This is a genomic window from Nocardia sienata NBRC 100364, from assembly GCF_001613205.1.
Classification (GTDB): domain Bacteria; phylum Actinomycetota; class Actinomycetes; order Mycobacteriales; family Mycobacteriaceae; genus Nocardia; species Nocardia sienata.
In genome coordinates, this window is sequence record NZ_BDBX01000063.1 from 22,474 (window position 1) to 38,082 (window position 15,609).

Consider the following 15,609-nt stretch of genomic DNA (forward strand, 5'->3'; position numbering starts at 1 on the left):
GGATGCAGTGACTCGCCGCGAACTCTCCGGAAAAGAGCGGGTGTGAGGCCGGTTCACTTTCGTATCGACAGCAGGCCGGCGGCCACGGAATGACCCCCGAAGGGTTCACCGACGGAGTGGATTGATCCACTTCACCTCGGGAAAGCGGGCGAAGTCGGTATCGAAGGAGCACACCGCCACACCGTGTTCGACGGCCAGAGCCGCGAGATGCGCGTCGGGCACCAGGTTGCCCGTTGCGTAATGGTCATCGACCAGCCGACCCAGGACCCGGCGGTGCCGGTCCGTCGGCAACGGAATCCATGCCATATCGTGGTCGAGCCATTCGTCGACGTAACTCCATGCCTCGCGGCCGGTCATCGGGGCGGTGAAGATCTTCGGGTGCGTCGCGATTCGCACGAAACCGACCAGGCTGTGCCAGGGGAATCCGACCCGCACATCACCGTTCATCGCGTCCTCGAGCCAGGAATGCGCTACCTCATGATGAGGGCTGCCCTCGTCGACTGCGTACAGGAGCACGTTGACGTCGAGGATCATGACTCACCGGGGTACTGCTCGTCGAGCAGGTCGAAGACTTCCGAGTTCCGGGACAGATCCACCCGCGCGCCCATGGCACGGGTGCGCTGACGGAACGGGCGACGCGGAGCCACCGGCCGCTGGTGGATTCCGGCGCGCACCAGCTCGTTGATCGCTTCTCCGAGTCCGATCCCGCGCTCACGCCGGAGTCGCTCCGCAGCAGCCGCCACATCGCTGTCGAGTCGGATAGTAGTGCGCATACCGGCTATATTACATCACTGATGCCGAGGAGCTGACATCACTGATGCCGATCCGGTGTAGCCTGCCGTTCTCGATATCGACCGATGATGGTTCCGGTGGCTACCGTGTGCTGGATCGCGCTCGGGGCCGGCGCGACAACCATCATCACGCGCGGGCGACCTCTTCGAGCCGAACCTCTTCGCTTTCCGAAACGAACGACTATCGTCTCGCGAAACACCAGTTGGTTCACCCCGATTCGATCTGGAGGAGTATCCCCATGAAGCGAATGATGACGAAGGCCGCGGGCGTGTTGGCCGCCGCCGGACTGGTACCCCTGCTCCTGACCGCGACCGCCCACGCCGAAGCGGACACCGTCCACTTCGCCTCCGGAACCTTCAGCTGCGCCATCTACGGCGACGGAACGGTCGGCTGCGATATCGCGCAATCCACCCGCCTCCAATACGACTTCTTGCCGTTCCCGTTCCAGACGAACGAGATAGTCATCGACCGGTCGTGGCTGCCCGCGCATCCGACCTTCGACGGCGGCACGCCGTACACACTGCCCGGCGGAAACCCGGAAATCGGGGACGTGAAAACCGGGGTGGGCACGTGGGGGCCCTACATCGAACACGCCGGCGCGCGTTGCGATGTCGGATTCCACGGCAGCTTCGGCTGCCAGTCCAAGGGACGCGGTTTCACCGTCTACAGCGGCACCATCTCGGCCTGACTCCTTCGCGGCGCAAACGCTTCTGCCTTCCCGACACGGGCAGGGCTACGCAGATGCCGCGCGTCCTGCCGGTCGGCGCCGAGTTCGAACGGTCCCGACTCACTGCCGAACACGACCGGGTCGCCACGTTTGTGACCGACATGCAAGCGGGCGGGCCGGCGTGGCCCGATGTCCGGCCGATCACAGCCAGGTTCGACACACCCCGCCCGGCCACGCCGGCAGCCCACTCCTCTCGTCTGCTTTACAGCGTAATTGTCGAAACATATTGCTATGCAGCAGCTTTAGCTTTCCCGAGCCCGTCAGCGGTGGGAAGTGCGACCGTTGACACCTTGCCGCGCAAGATCGAGACTCTGAGTGCTTCAGCTGTTCTGGAGCCCTGTCGGCCGACACGGTCAGTTCTGGATGAATCGAGGAACCGAGCCATGACGAGGGCGCTCACTGCACTCACAGCAGCCGCCACCGGCTTTTCTCCTGCTTGATCAGGATCGGCACCCGTCGCGCGGGCACCGCTTTGCCGTCGCGCCCTGACGGTGCGGCGTGATTCCTACTCGACCCATGGCGCGGGTATCGGTAGGGGCACCGCCTGATTCCTGAATATGTTCTGCCACAAATGTTTTGAGGACAACGCTGTCCGACGAAGGGAGCCACCGTGCCAATCGAGCACCGGCCGCGAAGTAGGTCGAAGACGGGGTTATGAGCTCCATCAACGCGCAGTCGCGCAGTTACGGGCAGCATCTGATGCTCAGGCTGTGCAATATAGAACGGGTCGATTCGATCGATGATGCGACCCGTGTCGCCGATTTCCTGGTCGCCCTGGTGCACGCGGTGGGGATGCGGATTCTGGAAGGGCCGCATGCCGCGGCGGAAGGCGGAGACGACGATCACTACGGTTATTCGGCGGTGGTGATTCTCTACGAGTCGCACGCGGCCGTGCATACCTATCCGAATCGCCGCGAACTCTTCCTCGATCTCTTTTCTTGCCGGGCTTTCGAGGCCCAACAGGTGTACGACACCTGCACGCGCTTTTTCGGCGGGTTCACCGTCAGCGAGTACACGGTGCTCGATCGCGGCGTGCACTGGACGGCGCCGGCGGCGGAGCGCCTGTCCGACTGGATGGAGAGCCGCTGAACGCGGCTACAACAGAACTCGTTCGAAGGTATAGCACGATGCAAAATCAGGTCACCGACTATCGATTCACATCCCACGGTCCCGACGCCTCGACCACCCCGGTGAAGACCGGCCGTGTCCGTACGTACAAGGGCGCGTACATCTCCGTCACCTCACTGTGCAACACCGATGTCTGCACGTACTGCTATGCGCGTGATCAGAAGACCGAATCGCACACCATGTCCATCGAGCTGTTCCGCGAGATCCTCGACCGGCTCCAGGAGGTATCCGACTTCCCCGAGGTGTATCTGGTCGGCGGGGAGCCGACCGTGCTTTCGCAGCTCGATCAGTACCTGGCCGAGATCGAACGCCGGAACTGGACCACCACGATCTACACCAACGGCGGTTTCAACGCCAAACGCCGCGACATGATGCTGGCCAGCCCCGCCGTGCGCAGAATCGTCTTCCATTACGACGAGCTGCTCTTCGAGAAGTTCAAATGGCTGCGCCCGCGCTGGGAGGACAACCTGCGGGCGATGGGCACCACCTGCGAGACCTCCATCAACGGGGTGATCGACGGGCCCGACTTCCCGCTCGTCGAACTCGTCGATCTGGCGGCCGACCACGGCGCGGCGCTGACCTGGATCTTCGCCACGCCGACCTCCGGCGGCACCCCGTTCCTCGGACTGGGGCAGATGCGGGAGTTGGGCCCGGTCGTGCAGCGGATGCTGCTGCACGCCCTGGAACGCGGCGTCAAGACCTCGCCGGACCTGCCGATCCCCCTGTGCATCTTCGAGCCGGACTTCTTGCAGGAGCACGGCGAGCGATTCGCGTTGATCCGCCGCTGCCAGCCGTTCGCCTATTTCCACGTGGACGGCCGGGTCAGCTACTGCACCGCGATGCCGCTCTACACCGCGCCGCGGCCGGCCGACGCCGAGGAGCTGGCACAGACCATCGAGCGGCATCGCGAACACGACCGGCAGCTCAAACAGCAGCCGTCCTTCCCCGAATGCGTCACCTGTGAAGCGCATATCAAGCAGGTCTGCCAGGGCGGCTGCATGACCTACAAGGTCTACGGGAAAGAGTCTGCCCCCAAGGACAATCGCGTATTCGTCGACCTCTCCGTACGGCCGTCGCTGAATCGGGACGCTTAGGAGCACGAGATGAGCACTGCGCGGAACACGATGACATCATTCGCGTTCGGTGATGTGGTCCGGAGCTCGCTGGCGGCCGCGCCGGCACCCAGTAATTACACCGAAGACTGCTTCGTGACCTCCGAGCTCGGTTACAGCGACGTCATCGCCAAATGCAGACCGGCCCCGGCCGAGACGACCACCGGAGCCTTCGTCGGCGTGGGACCGTGCCAGAACCTGACCTACGTGGGCGCGCTCCGGCCCCGGCTCGCACTCATCTGCGACAGCCGGCCGGACAACCTGCTGGAGCACCTGATATTCAAGATGCTCGTCGAGCGAGCGGCCGACCCCCTCGACTATCTGCTGCTGCTGTTCTCCCGCACCTGTCCGCAGCGGCCGCCCGCCGCGGAACTGCGCACACCGCGGGACCTGGTCGACGCGTTCGAGAACGCAGTGATCTCCCCCGCGCTCTACGACGAGAACCTGGCCCTGCTGCGTTCGACCGCGGCCCGGCGCTGGGGCCTGCAACCGGCGCACACCGATCGGATCGACTACCTGTACGGCGAGTTCTTCCGGCGGCAGCTCGACATCTTCGTATTCGGCGAGAAGAGCGATATCGGCGAGGAATGCCCGACGATGCGCGACATCCTTCTCGCGACCACCTCCACCGGATGGAATTTCCATTTCCTGACCGACCCGTCCAGGTTCGACTACGTGCGGCAGATGCACCTGCGCGACCGCATCATTCCGGTGCTGGGGAACCTGTGCGAACCGGACAGCATTTCGTTGCTCAACGACCTGCTCGAGCATTTCGGCGAAACGGCGGACACGGTCTACCTGTCCAATATCGAGGATCACATCCTGAGCCGGTATGTGCTGTGGCCCGACGGCTCGGTCACCGATCCCAACCCCGATGCGCTCATCACCGACGAGTACCGCCCCGGCTACGCACGCCTGGTGGACGCGCTCGCGGCACTCCGGACGAATCCGGAGGCAATACTCATCCGGTTCTTCCATCCGGGGCGCTCCAGGAGCCGGCACGTCGGAGTGCTGCCGTATCTGGATTCGACCGTCTGCCGCTTGAAAACCTTCTTCGCCTCCTGGCGGGCGGGACCTGTCTCGCTCTTCGACACCTACCTGTAGCGACTACGAGTAGAACGGAACTATTCGTCGTGGGGGAACACGTCCTTGTCATCGAGCCCTTGAGCGCCGGCGCCCGGCTCCCCGCGGCGGCGCATACGCTGGGCGCCGAGGTGACCGCCATGGCGCTCGACCGGGGCGCGGTCCGGCTCGATGAGGAGTGCCGCTCTCATATCGACCGGCTGATCCAGCTCAACGTCAGCGACGAGGCGGCGGTGCTGGGCGCGGTCGAACGCTTGCACGCGGCCCGGCCCATCACCGCCGTCATCCCCGGGTTCGAATTGTTCGTCCCGCTGGCGCATCGCCTCGCCACCCGGCTCGGCCTGCGTGCCAACGATTCGTCCCTCGTCGACGCCACCCGCCACAAAGACCTGATGATGGACCGCGCCCGGGCCGCCGGCCTGCGGGTACCCCACACCCACCTGGTCCGCGACCGGAGGCAGGCTTTGGCGGCCGCCGCCGAGATCGGCTACCCGGCGGTGGTGAAGGCCCCGGACAACACGGCCAGCAGCGACGTCTACAAAGTGCACGACGAGGCGGCGCTGCTGGACAGGTGCGGCAGGATCTGGCGGCGCCCACCGGACGAGGACTGGGATTTCCCGCTCGCATCCGCGGCCCTGATACAGGAGTTCGTGGCCGGGCCGGAGCTGAGTGTGGAGACAGTGAGTTTCGGCAGCGGACCCGCCCTGGTCAACATCACCGACAAGCTGGTGACCGATGGTCCGCACTTCGTCGAGCTCGGGCACTGCGTGCCGAGTTCGCTGCCCGAGCCGGCACTGGAGGCGGTCGGCTCGTTCGCGGCCGCCGTGCACGAGGCGTTCGGGATCAGAGTGGGTGCCGCCCACATGGAACTGCGAGTGCGCTCGAACGGCGAACCCGTGCTGATCGAAGTAGCCGCCCGGCTCGCCGGCGACCGCATCATCGACCTCGTCGAGGCGGCCACCGGAGTCGACATGTACCGGGAAACGGTGCGCGCCTTCCTGGGTGCCACCGCGCCGGAGCGGCCGCTGCGCTATCGGGGGGCCGCGTGCGTGCGGTTCGTCACCGCGCCGGGAGCGGGATCGTTCCGGGTCGATACCGCCGCGGCCCGTTCCCTGCCCGGCGTGCACGACCTGCGCGTGCCCGACACCGTCGACGCATCGGGAGCGTTGCGCGACTACCGGGACCGGCACGGAAACCTGGTCGTGCGCGCCGGCACAGCGGCCGAGGCGCGCCGCCGGGCGGGCCGGGCACTGCGCCTGATCGCCTTCACACCCTCGGACACGGAAGCCATGACCCGGGAAGCAACATGATCGAAACGAAAACGCCCGCGATCGTCGTCTTCGGGCTCAACCTCTCCGACGGACTACAGACATTCGTCCAGGCCGGTCACGATTTCGGTGTCGAGGTGGTCTTGATCCACGAGCCGTTCGGTGGCGACTCCCCCTCGGCCGGCGGGCTCGCCGAGTTGTACCGGCGACGGCTGGCCATGGTGGACAGAGCCGTCGAGGTCGCCGCGCTCGACGCGACCCAGGCCGTAGGCGCGGTGCAGGCACTCGCCCAGCGCTATGAGATCCAGGGTGTGTACGCGGGCGGAGAGAAATACGTCGAGGTCACGGCCGGTGTAGCGGCGGTATACGACCTGCCGGGTCCCGGGCTGCGGGCCGCCTCGGTCTCGCGTAACAAGCTGATGCAGCGGGTGCTCTGCCGGCGGGGCGGGCTGCCGGTTCCCGCGTTCGCCCTGGTCGAATCCGCCGAGCAGGCGCGCGATTTCATGGTCGGCCGGGGGCCGGTCGTCGCCAAACCGTGTACGCACTGGGGCAGCGCTGGGGTCCGCCGGCTGGACAGCACCGCCGATCTGGACCGCTACCTGCTCGACCACGCGGCCGAGCAGAATGGCTGCGCGCTGCTGCTGGAGGAGTATCTGGCCGGACGCGAGGTCAGTGTGGAATGTCTGGTGCGCGACGGCACGGCGATCGTCACCAGCATCACCCACAAGGGCAAGGGTGCCGAACCGTACTTCGTCGAGACGCTGCAGGTCGTACCGGCCGAGCTCACCGACCACCAACGCACCGCCTACCGGGAACTGGCGTGGCGCATCGTCGAGCTGACCGGGATGCAGACCGGGATCCTTCATCTGGAGGCGATCGAAGAGGCGGAGACCTCTCGCGTGTACCCGGTCGAATGGGCGGTACGGGAACCCGGGCACGCCGTTATGGATCTCATCAACTGGCGTTTCGAGGAGCGCGCGACACCTTATCTCGTCGGAACGCATCTCGGCCGCGCCACGCTACCACCGCCCGTGGAGAACTCGGAACGGATCGCTGTCACGGTATTCATCGAACTTCCGCCCGGCGTGATCGTGGAGGTACGGCAGGACCGCGATCCGGAGACGATTCCCGGCGTGGTCGAGTTCGACTTCTTCGCGGCGGAGGGCGAACGCGTCACCGTCGCCCGCGACAACTGGAGCACCGCGGGCGGCTACAGCGTCTTCGCCCACGACCTGGCCGACCTGCGCCGGATCCTGGACGAGCTCGACGAGGCGTTCGCCGTCTCGATCCGTGGTGAAGACGGCCGGCAGCAGTGGATACGGGTATCGCACCAGGTACGCGCGGAAGTCCTCGACGAGCGCAGCCGGACGGTCGGGCGGAGATGACCGGGCGGCCGGCATCGCTGCGCGGGCTGTCCCGATCGGTGTGGGTGCTGCTCGCGGTCACGGCCCTGACGGTCACCGCCGACTTCATGGTCATCCCTTACTATTCGGTCCACTTCACCCGGACGCTCCACTTGGACGTGGCCTTCGCGGCCGCCGTCATGACCGCGTTCGTGCTCACCTCCCGGGGCGCGCAATTCCTCGGCGGATATCTCACCGACCGCTTCCAGCCGGAGCGGATCATCACCGCCGGGTTCCTCGGCATGGTGGGCGGGTTCCTGATCCTGTCGGTGGCGGGCTCGGCCGCGCCGGTGCTCGCCGCGATGCTCCTGCTGGGTCTGGGGGACGGCTGCCTGGTGATCGCCATGCGGTACAAGCTGATCGCCAACGCCGATCCCGGCCTGCGCCCACGGCTGTTCGCCCTCAGCTCGGTCTGCTTCAACGCGGGATCGGTCGCCGGTCCGCTGATCGGGGCGCTGCTCCTGGGCCTGTCGTATCAGCTCACCTTCGCCACCGTCGCGGCGGTTTTCCTCGCCACCTACGCGGCACAACGGCTGCTGACCGCTGCCTCGGCGCCGGGGACCGCCACCCAGCCGATCGATTTCCGCACCGAGTTGCGCAGGCTGGCCCGGCACCGCGAACTACGCCGGGCCGTCACCCTCATCACCGGCTTCTGGGTGCTGTTCTCCCAGTTCCAGTTCTCCATGCCGTTGATCGTCGCGGCCCAGCGCCCGGACGACGGGCAGGCGGTGATCGGCACGCTCTACCTCCTCAACGGAGTGCTGATCATCCTGTTCAACCTGCCGCTCACCCGCGCATTGGAGAAACGGCCGCCGCTGCGAGTCATGGTGGCCGGCTTCGTCGTCGTACAGGCGAGCTTTCTCGCGCTGGCCGTTGTGCAGCAATCCCGGTTCCCCCTGTTGCTCACCTACGCGGCGGTCGCGGTCTTCACCCTGGGCGAGATCATGTTCAACACGTTCTCCAACGCTCATATGGCCGCGATCGCACCCGAGGGCCGGCTGGCCACCTACATCGGCATCCTCGGCCTGGTCACCGGAGTCGGCGCCGCCATCGGCAACCTCGCGTCCGGGTTCCTGATCGAACCGCTGCTGGCCGCCCACCACGTGCATCTGGTATGGGCGATCTTCGTCGCGGTGTCCATACCGTTCCTGGCCGCCGCGGCCGCACGGCGCCGGCCGCGCCTGCGGCATTCCGGCGATACACCACAGCCGAACGAGCAAGCGCTGTCGCAAGCAGCGACCGAGAAGTAGATATCCGAGTATGGGAGACCGAGACGGATGGTTCATATGTGGGGGTCGACGAATACCGCGCCGGACGCGCCCGATTGGCTCCACGCAGCCCAGCGGGCTTTCACGGAGGTACTGCTCGACCGGGATGCCGACTACCCCTGTCACTTCGGCGTCCGCGGCCAGCAGGACGGTGAGAACTGGTTCACCGCGGTAGAACCCGGCGGGGAAGGGCCGCGTGGCGTAGGCGGTCTGGCCGAAACCCTGGTCGCCTTCCAGAAACAGGCGTGGACCGGCCCCAAACGGCAGACGCTGATCGTATTCGCCGGCCCCCCCGACCCGGCGCCGGAACTGGCCACACACGCGGAACAGTTCTGGTCGCTGCTGGGCCGGCTCACGGCCGCCGATCCCCGGCCCTGGCCGGCGGACCGTACCCAGAACGTAACGGATCCACACTGGCAGTGGTGCTTCTCCGGCGAGCCCTGGTTCGTCTTCGGCGCGAGCCCGGCCTACCACGCTCGCCGCAGCCGCAATCTGGGCCCCTGCCTCACAGTGATCTTCCAGGTACTGCGGGTCTTCGAAGGGCTGGACGCGATGTCGGTCGCCGGCGACCGGGCCAAGCACAAGGTCCGCGAACGGCTCCATACCTACGACGAGGTCGGCCCGCATCCGCATCTCGGCGATACGCTGCACATACCGGATTTCAAATGGCGGCAGTACATGCTGCCCGACGACCAACAGCTGCTGGAGCCGCAGAGCTGCCCGTTCCAGGTGCCCGTCCCGACATCACCGGCCGGCGACCACCGGCCACATTCATCCGTTTGAAGCACCCGTATGGAAGACACCGGGCACCGTTGCACGTGCCCGGTGCCACGACCGATTTCCGTTGGCGACTCCTCGGATCCGACTACCCGTGGACTCGAGGGCGGCGGCGGTGACCCACCGGACCTTCCGCGCCGAGCGACCGCGCCCGCCGCCGTGAGCCGGCCGTGTCGCACCCTGGTACCTATAATCGGTGCTCGTACGACGCGCGTCAGTTGGCCGGACCCGCTCCGAGCGCTTCCACGGCGGCGCGAGCGGCGGAAGCCACGAGAGCATTGTCCGGTTCGGCATTCTGCTCGGATTTGGTGGTGAGTACCGCGATGACGAGCGGAGCCCGTCCCGGCGGCCAGGCTATGGCGACATCGAGGGCAGAACCGTAGGCCGGGGACCCGGTCTTGTTGCCGACCTTCCAGCCGGTGGGCAGCCCCGCCCGGATGCGATCACCGCCGGTCGCGCTGGCCACGAGCCACGCGGCCAATTGCGCGCGTTCCGGTTCCACGAGGCTGTCGCCGACGACAAGAGCGCGATAGTCGGCGGCCAGCGCTGCCGCAGTGGTGGTGTCGCGTTCATCGCCCGGGATCGCGGTATTCAGCTCGGTCTCCCAGCGGTCCAGTCGCGAGGTGTCGTCACCGAGGGTGCGCAGGAACGCGGTGAAGCCCGCGGGCCCGCCGAGGAGTTTCAAGATCTGATTGCCGGCCGTGTTGTCGGACACCGTGATCGCGGCCTCGCACAGGGCGGCGACCGTCATCCCGGTATCGACATGCTGCTCGGTCACCGGTGAGTAGTCGACGAGATCCGTACGCGGGTACCGGATAACTCGGTCGAAGAACCCCGAGGACAGCGGGTGCTCGTGCAGCAGGGCACCGCAGGCGAGCCCTTTGAACGTGGAAGCCATCGGGAACCGCTCACCGTCACGATAGGCAACGCTGCGGCCGTCGGCGGTATCGAGGGCGAACACCCCCAGCCGCGCGCCGTGTGCCGCTTCCAGGTCGGTGAACTGTTGCGTCGTCGCGGCCTGGCCCGTGATGCCCACAGGCGCGGTCACGACCGTGGTACCGGGGTCGGCATCACAGGCGGTCGCCGCCGAGAGCGCGGATACCGCCAGCGCGGCGGCAGCGAACCGGCGGCGATCGAATGAGATGAGCTGAACGAGTGCGGAGAATTTCACCGCCGCAGCACATCATGGCCCCGGTCGGCGGAGCCAATACACAACTCCCGCGTGAACCAGTCGGACTCGATATCGCCGCAGTTCACCGGGGAGACGAACGGGTTCCGACAACAGGCACTGCCGACCGCACTCGGCGGGGGTGGCGTGATGGATCGGCATACGCGGTAACGCCGCTGCGAACCTTCGGAAGCGGCGATGGAGGGTCCGGTCTCGGGCGGCCGGTGCCGTCGGGGTGGATACCGGGTGATGGGGTGAGCACCGGAGCAACCGTGGGCACATCTGCGGCAGGCCCGCCCACATCCGGTCGACAGCTGCCGCACCAGCCGATACTCGTGCCGCCCGACCGGGCGCTGCACCGGCGCCAGAAGATCGCCGGGGCCACGCCCACCGATAACCGGTGCTCGGCCGCCTGCACCGTCACCGGGACTCCTGCCATTTGCATCCGGGAGCGTGGCGCGAAAAACTGACCGCTCGACCGAATGAGAAGAGGCAAAGAGGAAAAACCCTGGGCGACAGTGGCTTTGCTCGACATGCGCGGACCCGACCGCTGCTCATCGTGGGTGGCCGGCCGCGCCCGCGTCGGCGACCGCATCGCCCGACCCTCCGCCGAACGGCTCCGCCGCGGGTTCGGTGACAGATAGCGCAACAGAGAGGTGTTCAATGATCGTTTCGACCCAGGACCGATTGAAGCAGCACGGGGTGGAAGTGGACTTCCTGCCCGGCATAGCGGAAATCTTCCCCATCCGACTCCGCGAACCCAGCGAGTTGGCCAGACGTACACTCGCCCTGCACGCACTGCTCGGCGTCATCTTCCATCCGGATCCGAGAGAAATCGCGGAATGGATGAGAGCGGAAAATTTCCTGCAGGAATTGACCGAGCGAGAACGATGGGCTTTCTCGCTGACCGAGCTGCCCGAAGACGAGATGCTGTGGCGGCAGGAAGCTATGCAATCGAACCTGCTGACCTGGCGAGCCGAGTCTCTGTACGTCCTGCTGTGGGCCTCGGGGAAAATCCCGGACCTGGCCGACCCCGGCGAGAGGATGGACGGCTCGCTGGTCGGCGGGCACCTACCGGCGCTGGGCGAACCCCTGCAGCCGTTCATCCGCGACGCCGGGCTACGCCCCAGCGAGGAGATTCTCGCGGAACTGCACTACTACTTCTTCCTGAATCACTTCATGGAGGATATTCACGAGCAAACCGGCGAAATAATCGGCGATTTGGAGCCCTTCCTGACATCGGAACGATTCCATGCGCTGCATTGGATCACCTGTGCCGACCAGTCGGAATGGGACGCCGACGAAGAGTAGTCCCGCACCGTGGCTCCGGTCGCGGTGGGCCTCTTGCCCGGCCCCGAGGAGAATCGTCAGCGCATAGAGGCCCGCGGCGGTCCGCTGCGGGGGCCGCGCGCGGCGCTCACCACTCGGCGCCGGAGGGCGGCGATCCGCTTCCTGAGCGAAATTCTCGCCGCTCACCGCATCCGGGCCTGATTCTCCGGCCGCTGAGGGGGTTCGGGCCGGTCGGCGCAGGAGGTGATCTGGTCCACGAGTTCGCGCAGCGGGGCCAGGATATCGCTCAGTTCGGCACCGTTGAGCGTGTAGAGCCGGAGGGTGCCCCGTCGTTCGACGGTGAGCAGTCGCGCCGCCCGCAGGATCTTCAGGTGATGCGAGACAGCCGGCTGGGAGAGACCGATCTGCGCGGCGATCTCACCCACGCCGGTCTCCCCGCCGGTTCGCAACAGCAGGGCGATGATCGCCTGCCGCCGGTCGTCTCCGAGCGCGGTGAACAGTGGCCCGCATTCGGTCAGTGTGCCCAGCACACTTTCGGCGGTGGGGGTCATGCCGTCTCCCGGGCCGAGAGACGGTTCCGCAGCTCACGCAGGCGGGTCACCGGCAACGCCCTGGTTTCGCCCGCGGCGATCCAACCATCGAGCATGAGCCTGGTCTGGTCGGCCACCTTGGTGAAATGGGCTTCCAGATAGCGGTCCAGGTCGAACGGGAGCAGCACCCGTAACAGCCGCAGCACCGACCCGGCCACCCATTTCGGCGCACGGACCCGGCGTCCGCCGGTTTGCGCGGCGACAACCGCCGCGGCCTCCGCCCCGGCTTCGACCGCCGATCCCATGTCGGAGAGCAGAGCGGGTAGCGACCAGCCCGCGGCTTCCAGCGCGGCGATATAGGGCACCATCAGCGCGGCGACGCGTTCACCGGTACCTGCCCGGGCGGAGCGGCGGGCAGGCAGGCCACCGGCGCGCAGGGCGCTCACCACCGTCTCCGCCCGAGCCGGGTCACCGAGCACCGTCAATGCCGAACCCGGTGGCACCCAGTACGCGATCCCCGGCGCCGGTACCTCATCGGTCAACGGCGCGGAGTAAGCGAACATGGACGGCACCACCTGCACGATCCGCTCGGCCGGCCACACCCGCTCCAGCACGGCCCGATCGTTCAGATCCTGCCCGATGGTGACCACGGTCGCCTCGCCGACGGCGTCCCGCAAGCCGGGCAGCCACGACCCGCGCAGCGCGGTCGAGGACACGCACAGCCAGACCATGTCCCACGGCGCGTCCGGTATCTCGGCGTGGACGCCCTCGGGACGCAGTTGCTCGGCGACCGGCCCGCCGAACCTGCGCAGCCGATACAGCGTGCGCCCGGTGTCACCCCAACCGGCCCGTCCCGGCTTGACCAGATAGTTCACCGCCGCGCCACCGCGCCCGAGCCGCAGCCCGAAAACCTGGCCGAGAGCACCGTCGCCCACCACTAGAATCCGCATGCGTCCTCCATCCAAATATTTAAATGGAAGAATATATGTCTCCACGGCTCCCCGCGGAGCCGGACGCACATCGACTGCGGGCGGTGGAGACCCCCGAAATCGGGCAACTTCGCCCGCTGGTGCGGAATTCAGAGCTGACATCATGAATCGTATGAACGACCAGGGAAAACCAGTTCTGTACGCCATCGTCACCGGCTCACCCGCCGCCCGGGATGTCGGCAAACTCGTTGCCCTCGCCCAGGCCGACGGATGGGACGTCTGCGTTGTCGCCTCCCCCGATGGCCGCCGCTTCATCGACACCGAACAGCTGGCCACCCAGACCGGGCACATTGTCCGCAGTCGATACAAAGAACCCGGCACTCCGGATGTGCTCCCGCCCGCCGACGCCATGATCGCCGCACCGGTCACCTGTAACTCGCTGGCGAAGTGGGCTGCGGGTATCTCGGACACCCTTCCGCTCGGGCTCTTGGTCGAGGCGGTGGGCAAACAACTTCCAGTAGTGGCGGTGCCGTTCTCCAATCGAGCTCAGATCAGTTTTCCAGCCGTCCGAGCAGCCATTCGAAACCTCTCGAACTGGGGGGTCACGATGCTCGTCGGCGACGAGGTATACAAACAGCACGAACCCGGCACAGGTGAGAGCTACCTCGACCTGTTCCCCTGGGAAACCGCGTGGCGCGCACTGCTCGACCATCCTGCACGTACCGCCGGAAAGCGTTAGGCGACCGATCGTGCCCATTGCGCCTATTCGAGCATTACGCCGACTTCGGTGGCGGCTTCGGAGAGGATCGCGGCGACCTCCATGATCAATGGGTTGGCATCGAAACGGGCGCCCGTCGGCGCGGCAGACCCGTAGATGTCATCGTCGACTGTCACAGCTCGACGCTGCACCGATCCGGGGCCATTGAAGTTGAAGGCGGCCTCCCAGTCGCCGATTCGATCCTCGTCGAGCCGGCGCTGCACCAACTCGATGAGCCGCTTGGAGATTTCACTTGCGAACTCGTCGAATATCACTTGGCGTTCGTCGGCAGCCGGGGTGGGACCGGACCACCGCACCGGTTTCTGCAGCGTGCCGTAGATTCCCTCCAGGATTTCTCCGTGCAGGTCGGCGACAGGACGAAGCGAGTCGTATTCGTCCGCCCAGCCCAACGCCAGCCGCCGCGCAAGGGCTTTTACACGGCTCCAATGTTCTGCTTCAACAGTTGCGCTCGGTACCAGTCCGAGGCGCGCCTTCCACTGGTGGCGAAAGTCGCGCGCCGCTGCGGCTGCTTCTCGGTGCAGGTCGTCACGACGGTAGGCAGGCCTGCTAGGACCTGATTCCAGCTGCTCGGGGTGCTGGAATCAGTTCGATGAGTTTGTCGAGTTCCTCGATATAACGCGTATCGGGCTTCTTGTCTTGCCGCAATTTCTTATGGATACCGCCGGCGAAGAACGAGGCTCGTTCGACCTGGCGACGCACTACCCGTTCCGCGGCCGACAGCGCCGAGTCATCCTCGCGGGTTTCTCTCCGAGCCTTTTTCGGGATCAGCACGGCCGGATAGCACGCTGTCCATCACTCACGCTGACATGGCCTCAGCCGATACGTCCATCGCCCGGCGGGAACTGGCCGTCGTGTAGATATGTGGCTCGGCCGGATCGACGGGCGTGAATAGCGGCATCGACTCGTGCGTGCATGGCCGTGCGATACCCCGACCTGAGTCAGTCCGACTCGAACTGCCCGTGCCGCACTGCTGAGGTGAAGTCGTCCCAAGCAGTCGGGCCGAACACGAGCGCCGGCCCAGTGGGATTCTTCGAGTCCCGGACACCAACCTCGGACCGCGCGAGGTGCGCAACCTCTACACAGTCGCGGCTTGCCGTGCTGCGGCTGCTCTTGAACCAGCGGGCTCCGGATAGATCGGCACTCACCTGGTTGACTCCTCACTCACCGGGCATCTCACTGGCCAGCCGCTGAATCAACTGGCGACTGTCGTCCCGATCCAGTGCGACACGCTGGACGTCAGCATACGCATCTCGATATTGCTGCACTTCGTCCGGCTTCTCCAGGTAGAGGGCGCCTGTGTACTGCTCTATGTAAACGACCGGCGGAATCACCGGAACACAGGAGTACCCGCTGTAG

19 protein-coding genes are annotated in these 15,609 nt (G+C 66.3%); 10 read left to right on the plus strand and 9 right to left on the minus strand.

The annotated features are described in order from the left end of the window. Positions 1-105: 105 nt before the first annotated feature. Positions 106-534: a type II toxin-antitoxin system VapC family toxin gene (locus NS4_RS28020; protein ID WP_063062490.1), complete on the minus strand. Its 429-nt coding sequence runs from the start codon at positions 532-534 to the stop codon at positions 106-108. Beyond that, positions 531-773: a ribbon-helix-helix protein, CopG family gene (locus NS4_RS28025; RefSeq protein ID WP_063062491.1), complete on the minus strand. Its 243-nt coding sequence runs from the start codon at positions 771-773 to the stop codon at positions 531-533. Before NS4_RS28025 ends, NS4_RS28020 begins: the two co-directional genes overlap by 4 nt. Before the next feature lie 257 nt (positions 774-1,030). Here NS4_RS28025 and NS4_RS28030 point away from each other — a divergent pair, with 257 nt between their 5' ends. The 8 genes from NS4_RS28030 (at position 1,031) to NS4_RS28065 (ending at position 9,564) form a co-directional block, all read left to right on the plus strand. Continuing rightward, positions 1,031-1,480 (plus strand): hypothetical protein, encoded by a 450-nt coding sequence (locus tag NS4_RS28030; RefSeq protein ID WP_157106294.1) that lies wholly within the window; start codon positions 1,031-1,033, stop codon positions 1,478-1,480. Positions 1,481-2,173: 693 nt separating this feature from the next. Continuing rightward, the gene (locus NS4_RS28035) at positions 2,174-2,608 is read left to right on the plus strand and encodes an S-adenosylmethionine decarboxylase family protein (RefSeq protein WP_063062493.1); all 435 of its coding nucleotides are present in this window, start codon (positions 2,174-2,176) and stop codon (positions 2,606-2,608) included. A 38-nt stretch (positions 2,609-2,646) separates the two neighbouring features. Continuing rightward, a complete protein-coding gene (locus NS4_RS28040; RefSeq protein WP_063062494.1) occupies positions 2,647-3,741 on the plus strand; it encodes a radical SAM protein in 1,095 nt (364 codons plus the stop codon). A 9-nt stretch (positions 3,742-3,750) separates the two neighbouring features. After that, positions 3,751-4,863, plus strand: coding sequence for an LIC_10091 family protein (locus tag NS4_RS32735; protein WP_063062495.1), 1,113 nt, complete (start codon positions 3,751-3,753; stop codon positions 4,861-4,863). Positions 4,864-4,892: 29 nt separating this feature from the next. Continuing rightward, positions 4,893-6,152, plus strand: coding sequence for an ATP-grasp domain-containing protein (locus NS4_RS32740; protein ID WP_169811825.1), 1,260 nt, complete (start codon positions 4,893-4,895; stop codon positions 6,150-6,152). Next, positions 6,149-7,495 (plus strand): ATP-grasp domain-containing protein, encoded by a 1,347-nt coding sequence (locus tag NS4_RS28055; protein WP_063062497.1) that lies wholly within the window; start codon positions 6,149-6,151, stop codon positions 7,493-7,495. The genes NS4_RS32740 and NS4_RS28055 overlap by 4 nt, the downstream gene beginning before the upstream one ends. Continuing rightward, positions 7,492-8,763: an MFS transporter gene (locus NS4_RS28060; RefSeq protein ID WP_063062498.1), complete on the plus strand. Its 1,272-nt coding sequence runs from the start codon at positions 7,492-7,494 to the stop codon at positions 8,761-8,763. The genes NS4_RS28055 and NS4_RS28060 overlap by 4 nt, the downstream gene beginning before the upstream one ends. 36 nt (positions 8,764-8,799) lie before the next feature. Then, the gene (locus NS4_RS28065) at positions 8,800-9,564 is read left to right on the plus strand and encodes a YqcI/YcgG family protein (protein ID WP_169811826.1); all 765 of its coding nucleotides are present in this window, start codon (positions 8,800-8,802) and stop codon (positions 9,562-9,564) included. 208 nt (positions 9,565-9,772) lie between these two features. Here NS4_RS28065 and bla read toward each other — a convergent pair whose 3' ends face one another. Then, on the minus strand, positions 9,773-10,702 hold the full coding sequence (gene bla / locus NS4_RS28070; RefSeq protein ID WP_157106297.1) for a class A beta-lactamase: 930 nt from the start codon (positions 10,700-10,702) through the stop codon (positions 9,773-9,775). 687 nt (positions 10,703-11,389) lie between these two features. On the opposite strand from bla, the gene NS4_RS28075 reads away from it, so the two are divergent. Continuing rightward, on the plus strand, positions 11,390-12,037 hold the full coding sequence (locus NS4_RS28075; RefSeq protein WP_063062501.1) for a DUF4272 domain-containing protein: 648 nt from the start codon (positions 11,390-11,392) through the stop codon (positions 12,035-12,037). A 161-nt stretch (positions 12,038-12,198) separates the two neighbouring features. Here NS4_RS28075 and NS4_RS28080 read toward each other — a convergent pair whose 3' ends face one another. Both NS4_RS28080 and NS4_RS28085 read right to left on the minus strand, forming a co-directional pair. Beyond that, on the minus strand, positions 12,199-12,567 hold the full coding sequence (locus tag NS4_RS28080; RefSeq protein ID WP_084487796.1) for an ArsR/SmtB family transcription factor: 369 nt from the start codon (positions 12,565-12,567) through the stop codon (positions 12,199-12,201). Then, positions 12,564-13,496 (minus strand): ketopantoate reductase family protein, encoded by a 933-nt coding sequence (locus NS4_RS28085; protein ID WP_157106295.1) that lies wholly within the window; start codon positions 13,494-13,496, stop codon positions 12,564-12,566. Before NS4_RS28085 ends, NS4_RS28080 begins: the two co-directional genes overlap by 4 nt. A gap of 151 nt (positions 13,497-13,647) precedes the next feature. Between NS4_RS28085 and NS4_RS28090 the strand changes: the two genes are divergently transcribed. Next, positions 13,648-14,214 carry a flavoprotein gene (locus NS4_RS28090; RefSeq protein ID WP_063062506.1) on the plus strand — a complete coding sequence of 189 codons (567 nt, stop codon included), beginning with the start codon at positions 13,648-13,650 and terminating at the stop codon, positions 14,212-14,214. Between the two features lie 23 nt (positions 14,215-14,237). On the opposite strand, the gene NS4_RS28095 is transcribed toward NS4_RS28090, so the two are convergent. The 4 genes from NS4_RS28095 to NS4_RS33025 form a co-directional block, all read right to left on the minus strand. Next, positions 14,238-14,642, minus strand: coding sequence for a hypothetical protein (locus NS4_RS28095; RefSeq protein ID WP_063062503.1), 405 nt, complete (start codon positions 14,640-14,642; stop codon positions 14,238-14,240). 157 nt (positions 14,643-14,799) lie between these two features. After that, complete coding sequence (locus tag NS4_RS28100) at positions 14,800-15,024, minus strand: hypothetical protein (protein WP_063062504.1); 225 nt, start codon at positions 15,022-15,024, stop codon at positions 14,800-14,802. Between the two features lie 167 nt (positions 15,025-15,191). Continuing rightward, positions 15,192-15,398: a DUF397 domain-containing protein gene (locus NS4_RS31790; protein ID WP_084487797.1), complete on the minus strand. Its 207-nt coding sequence runs from the start codon at positions 15,396-15,398 to the stop codon at positions 15,192-15,194. Between the two features lie 12 nt (positions 15,399-15,410). Then, positions 15,411-15,609 (minus strand): Scr1 family TA system antitoxin-like transcriptional regulator (locus NS4_RS33025; RefSeq protein WP_245665798.1); only part of this gene is annotated, 199 nt, incomplete at its 5' end.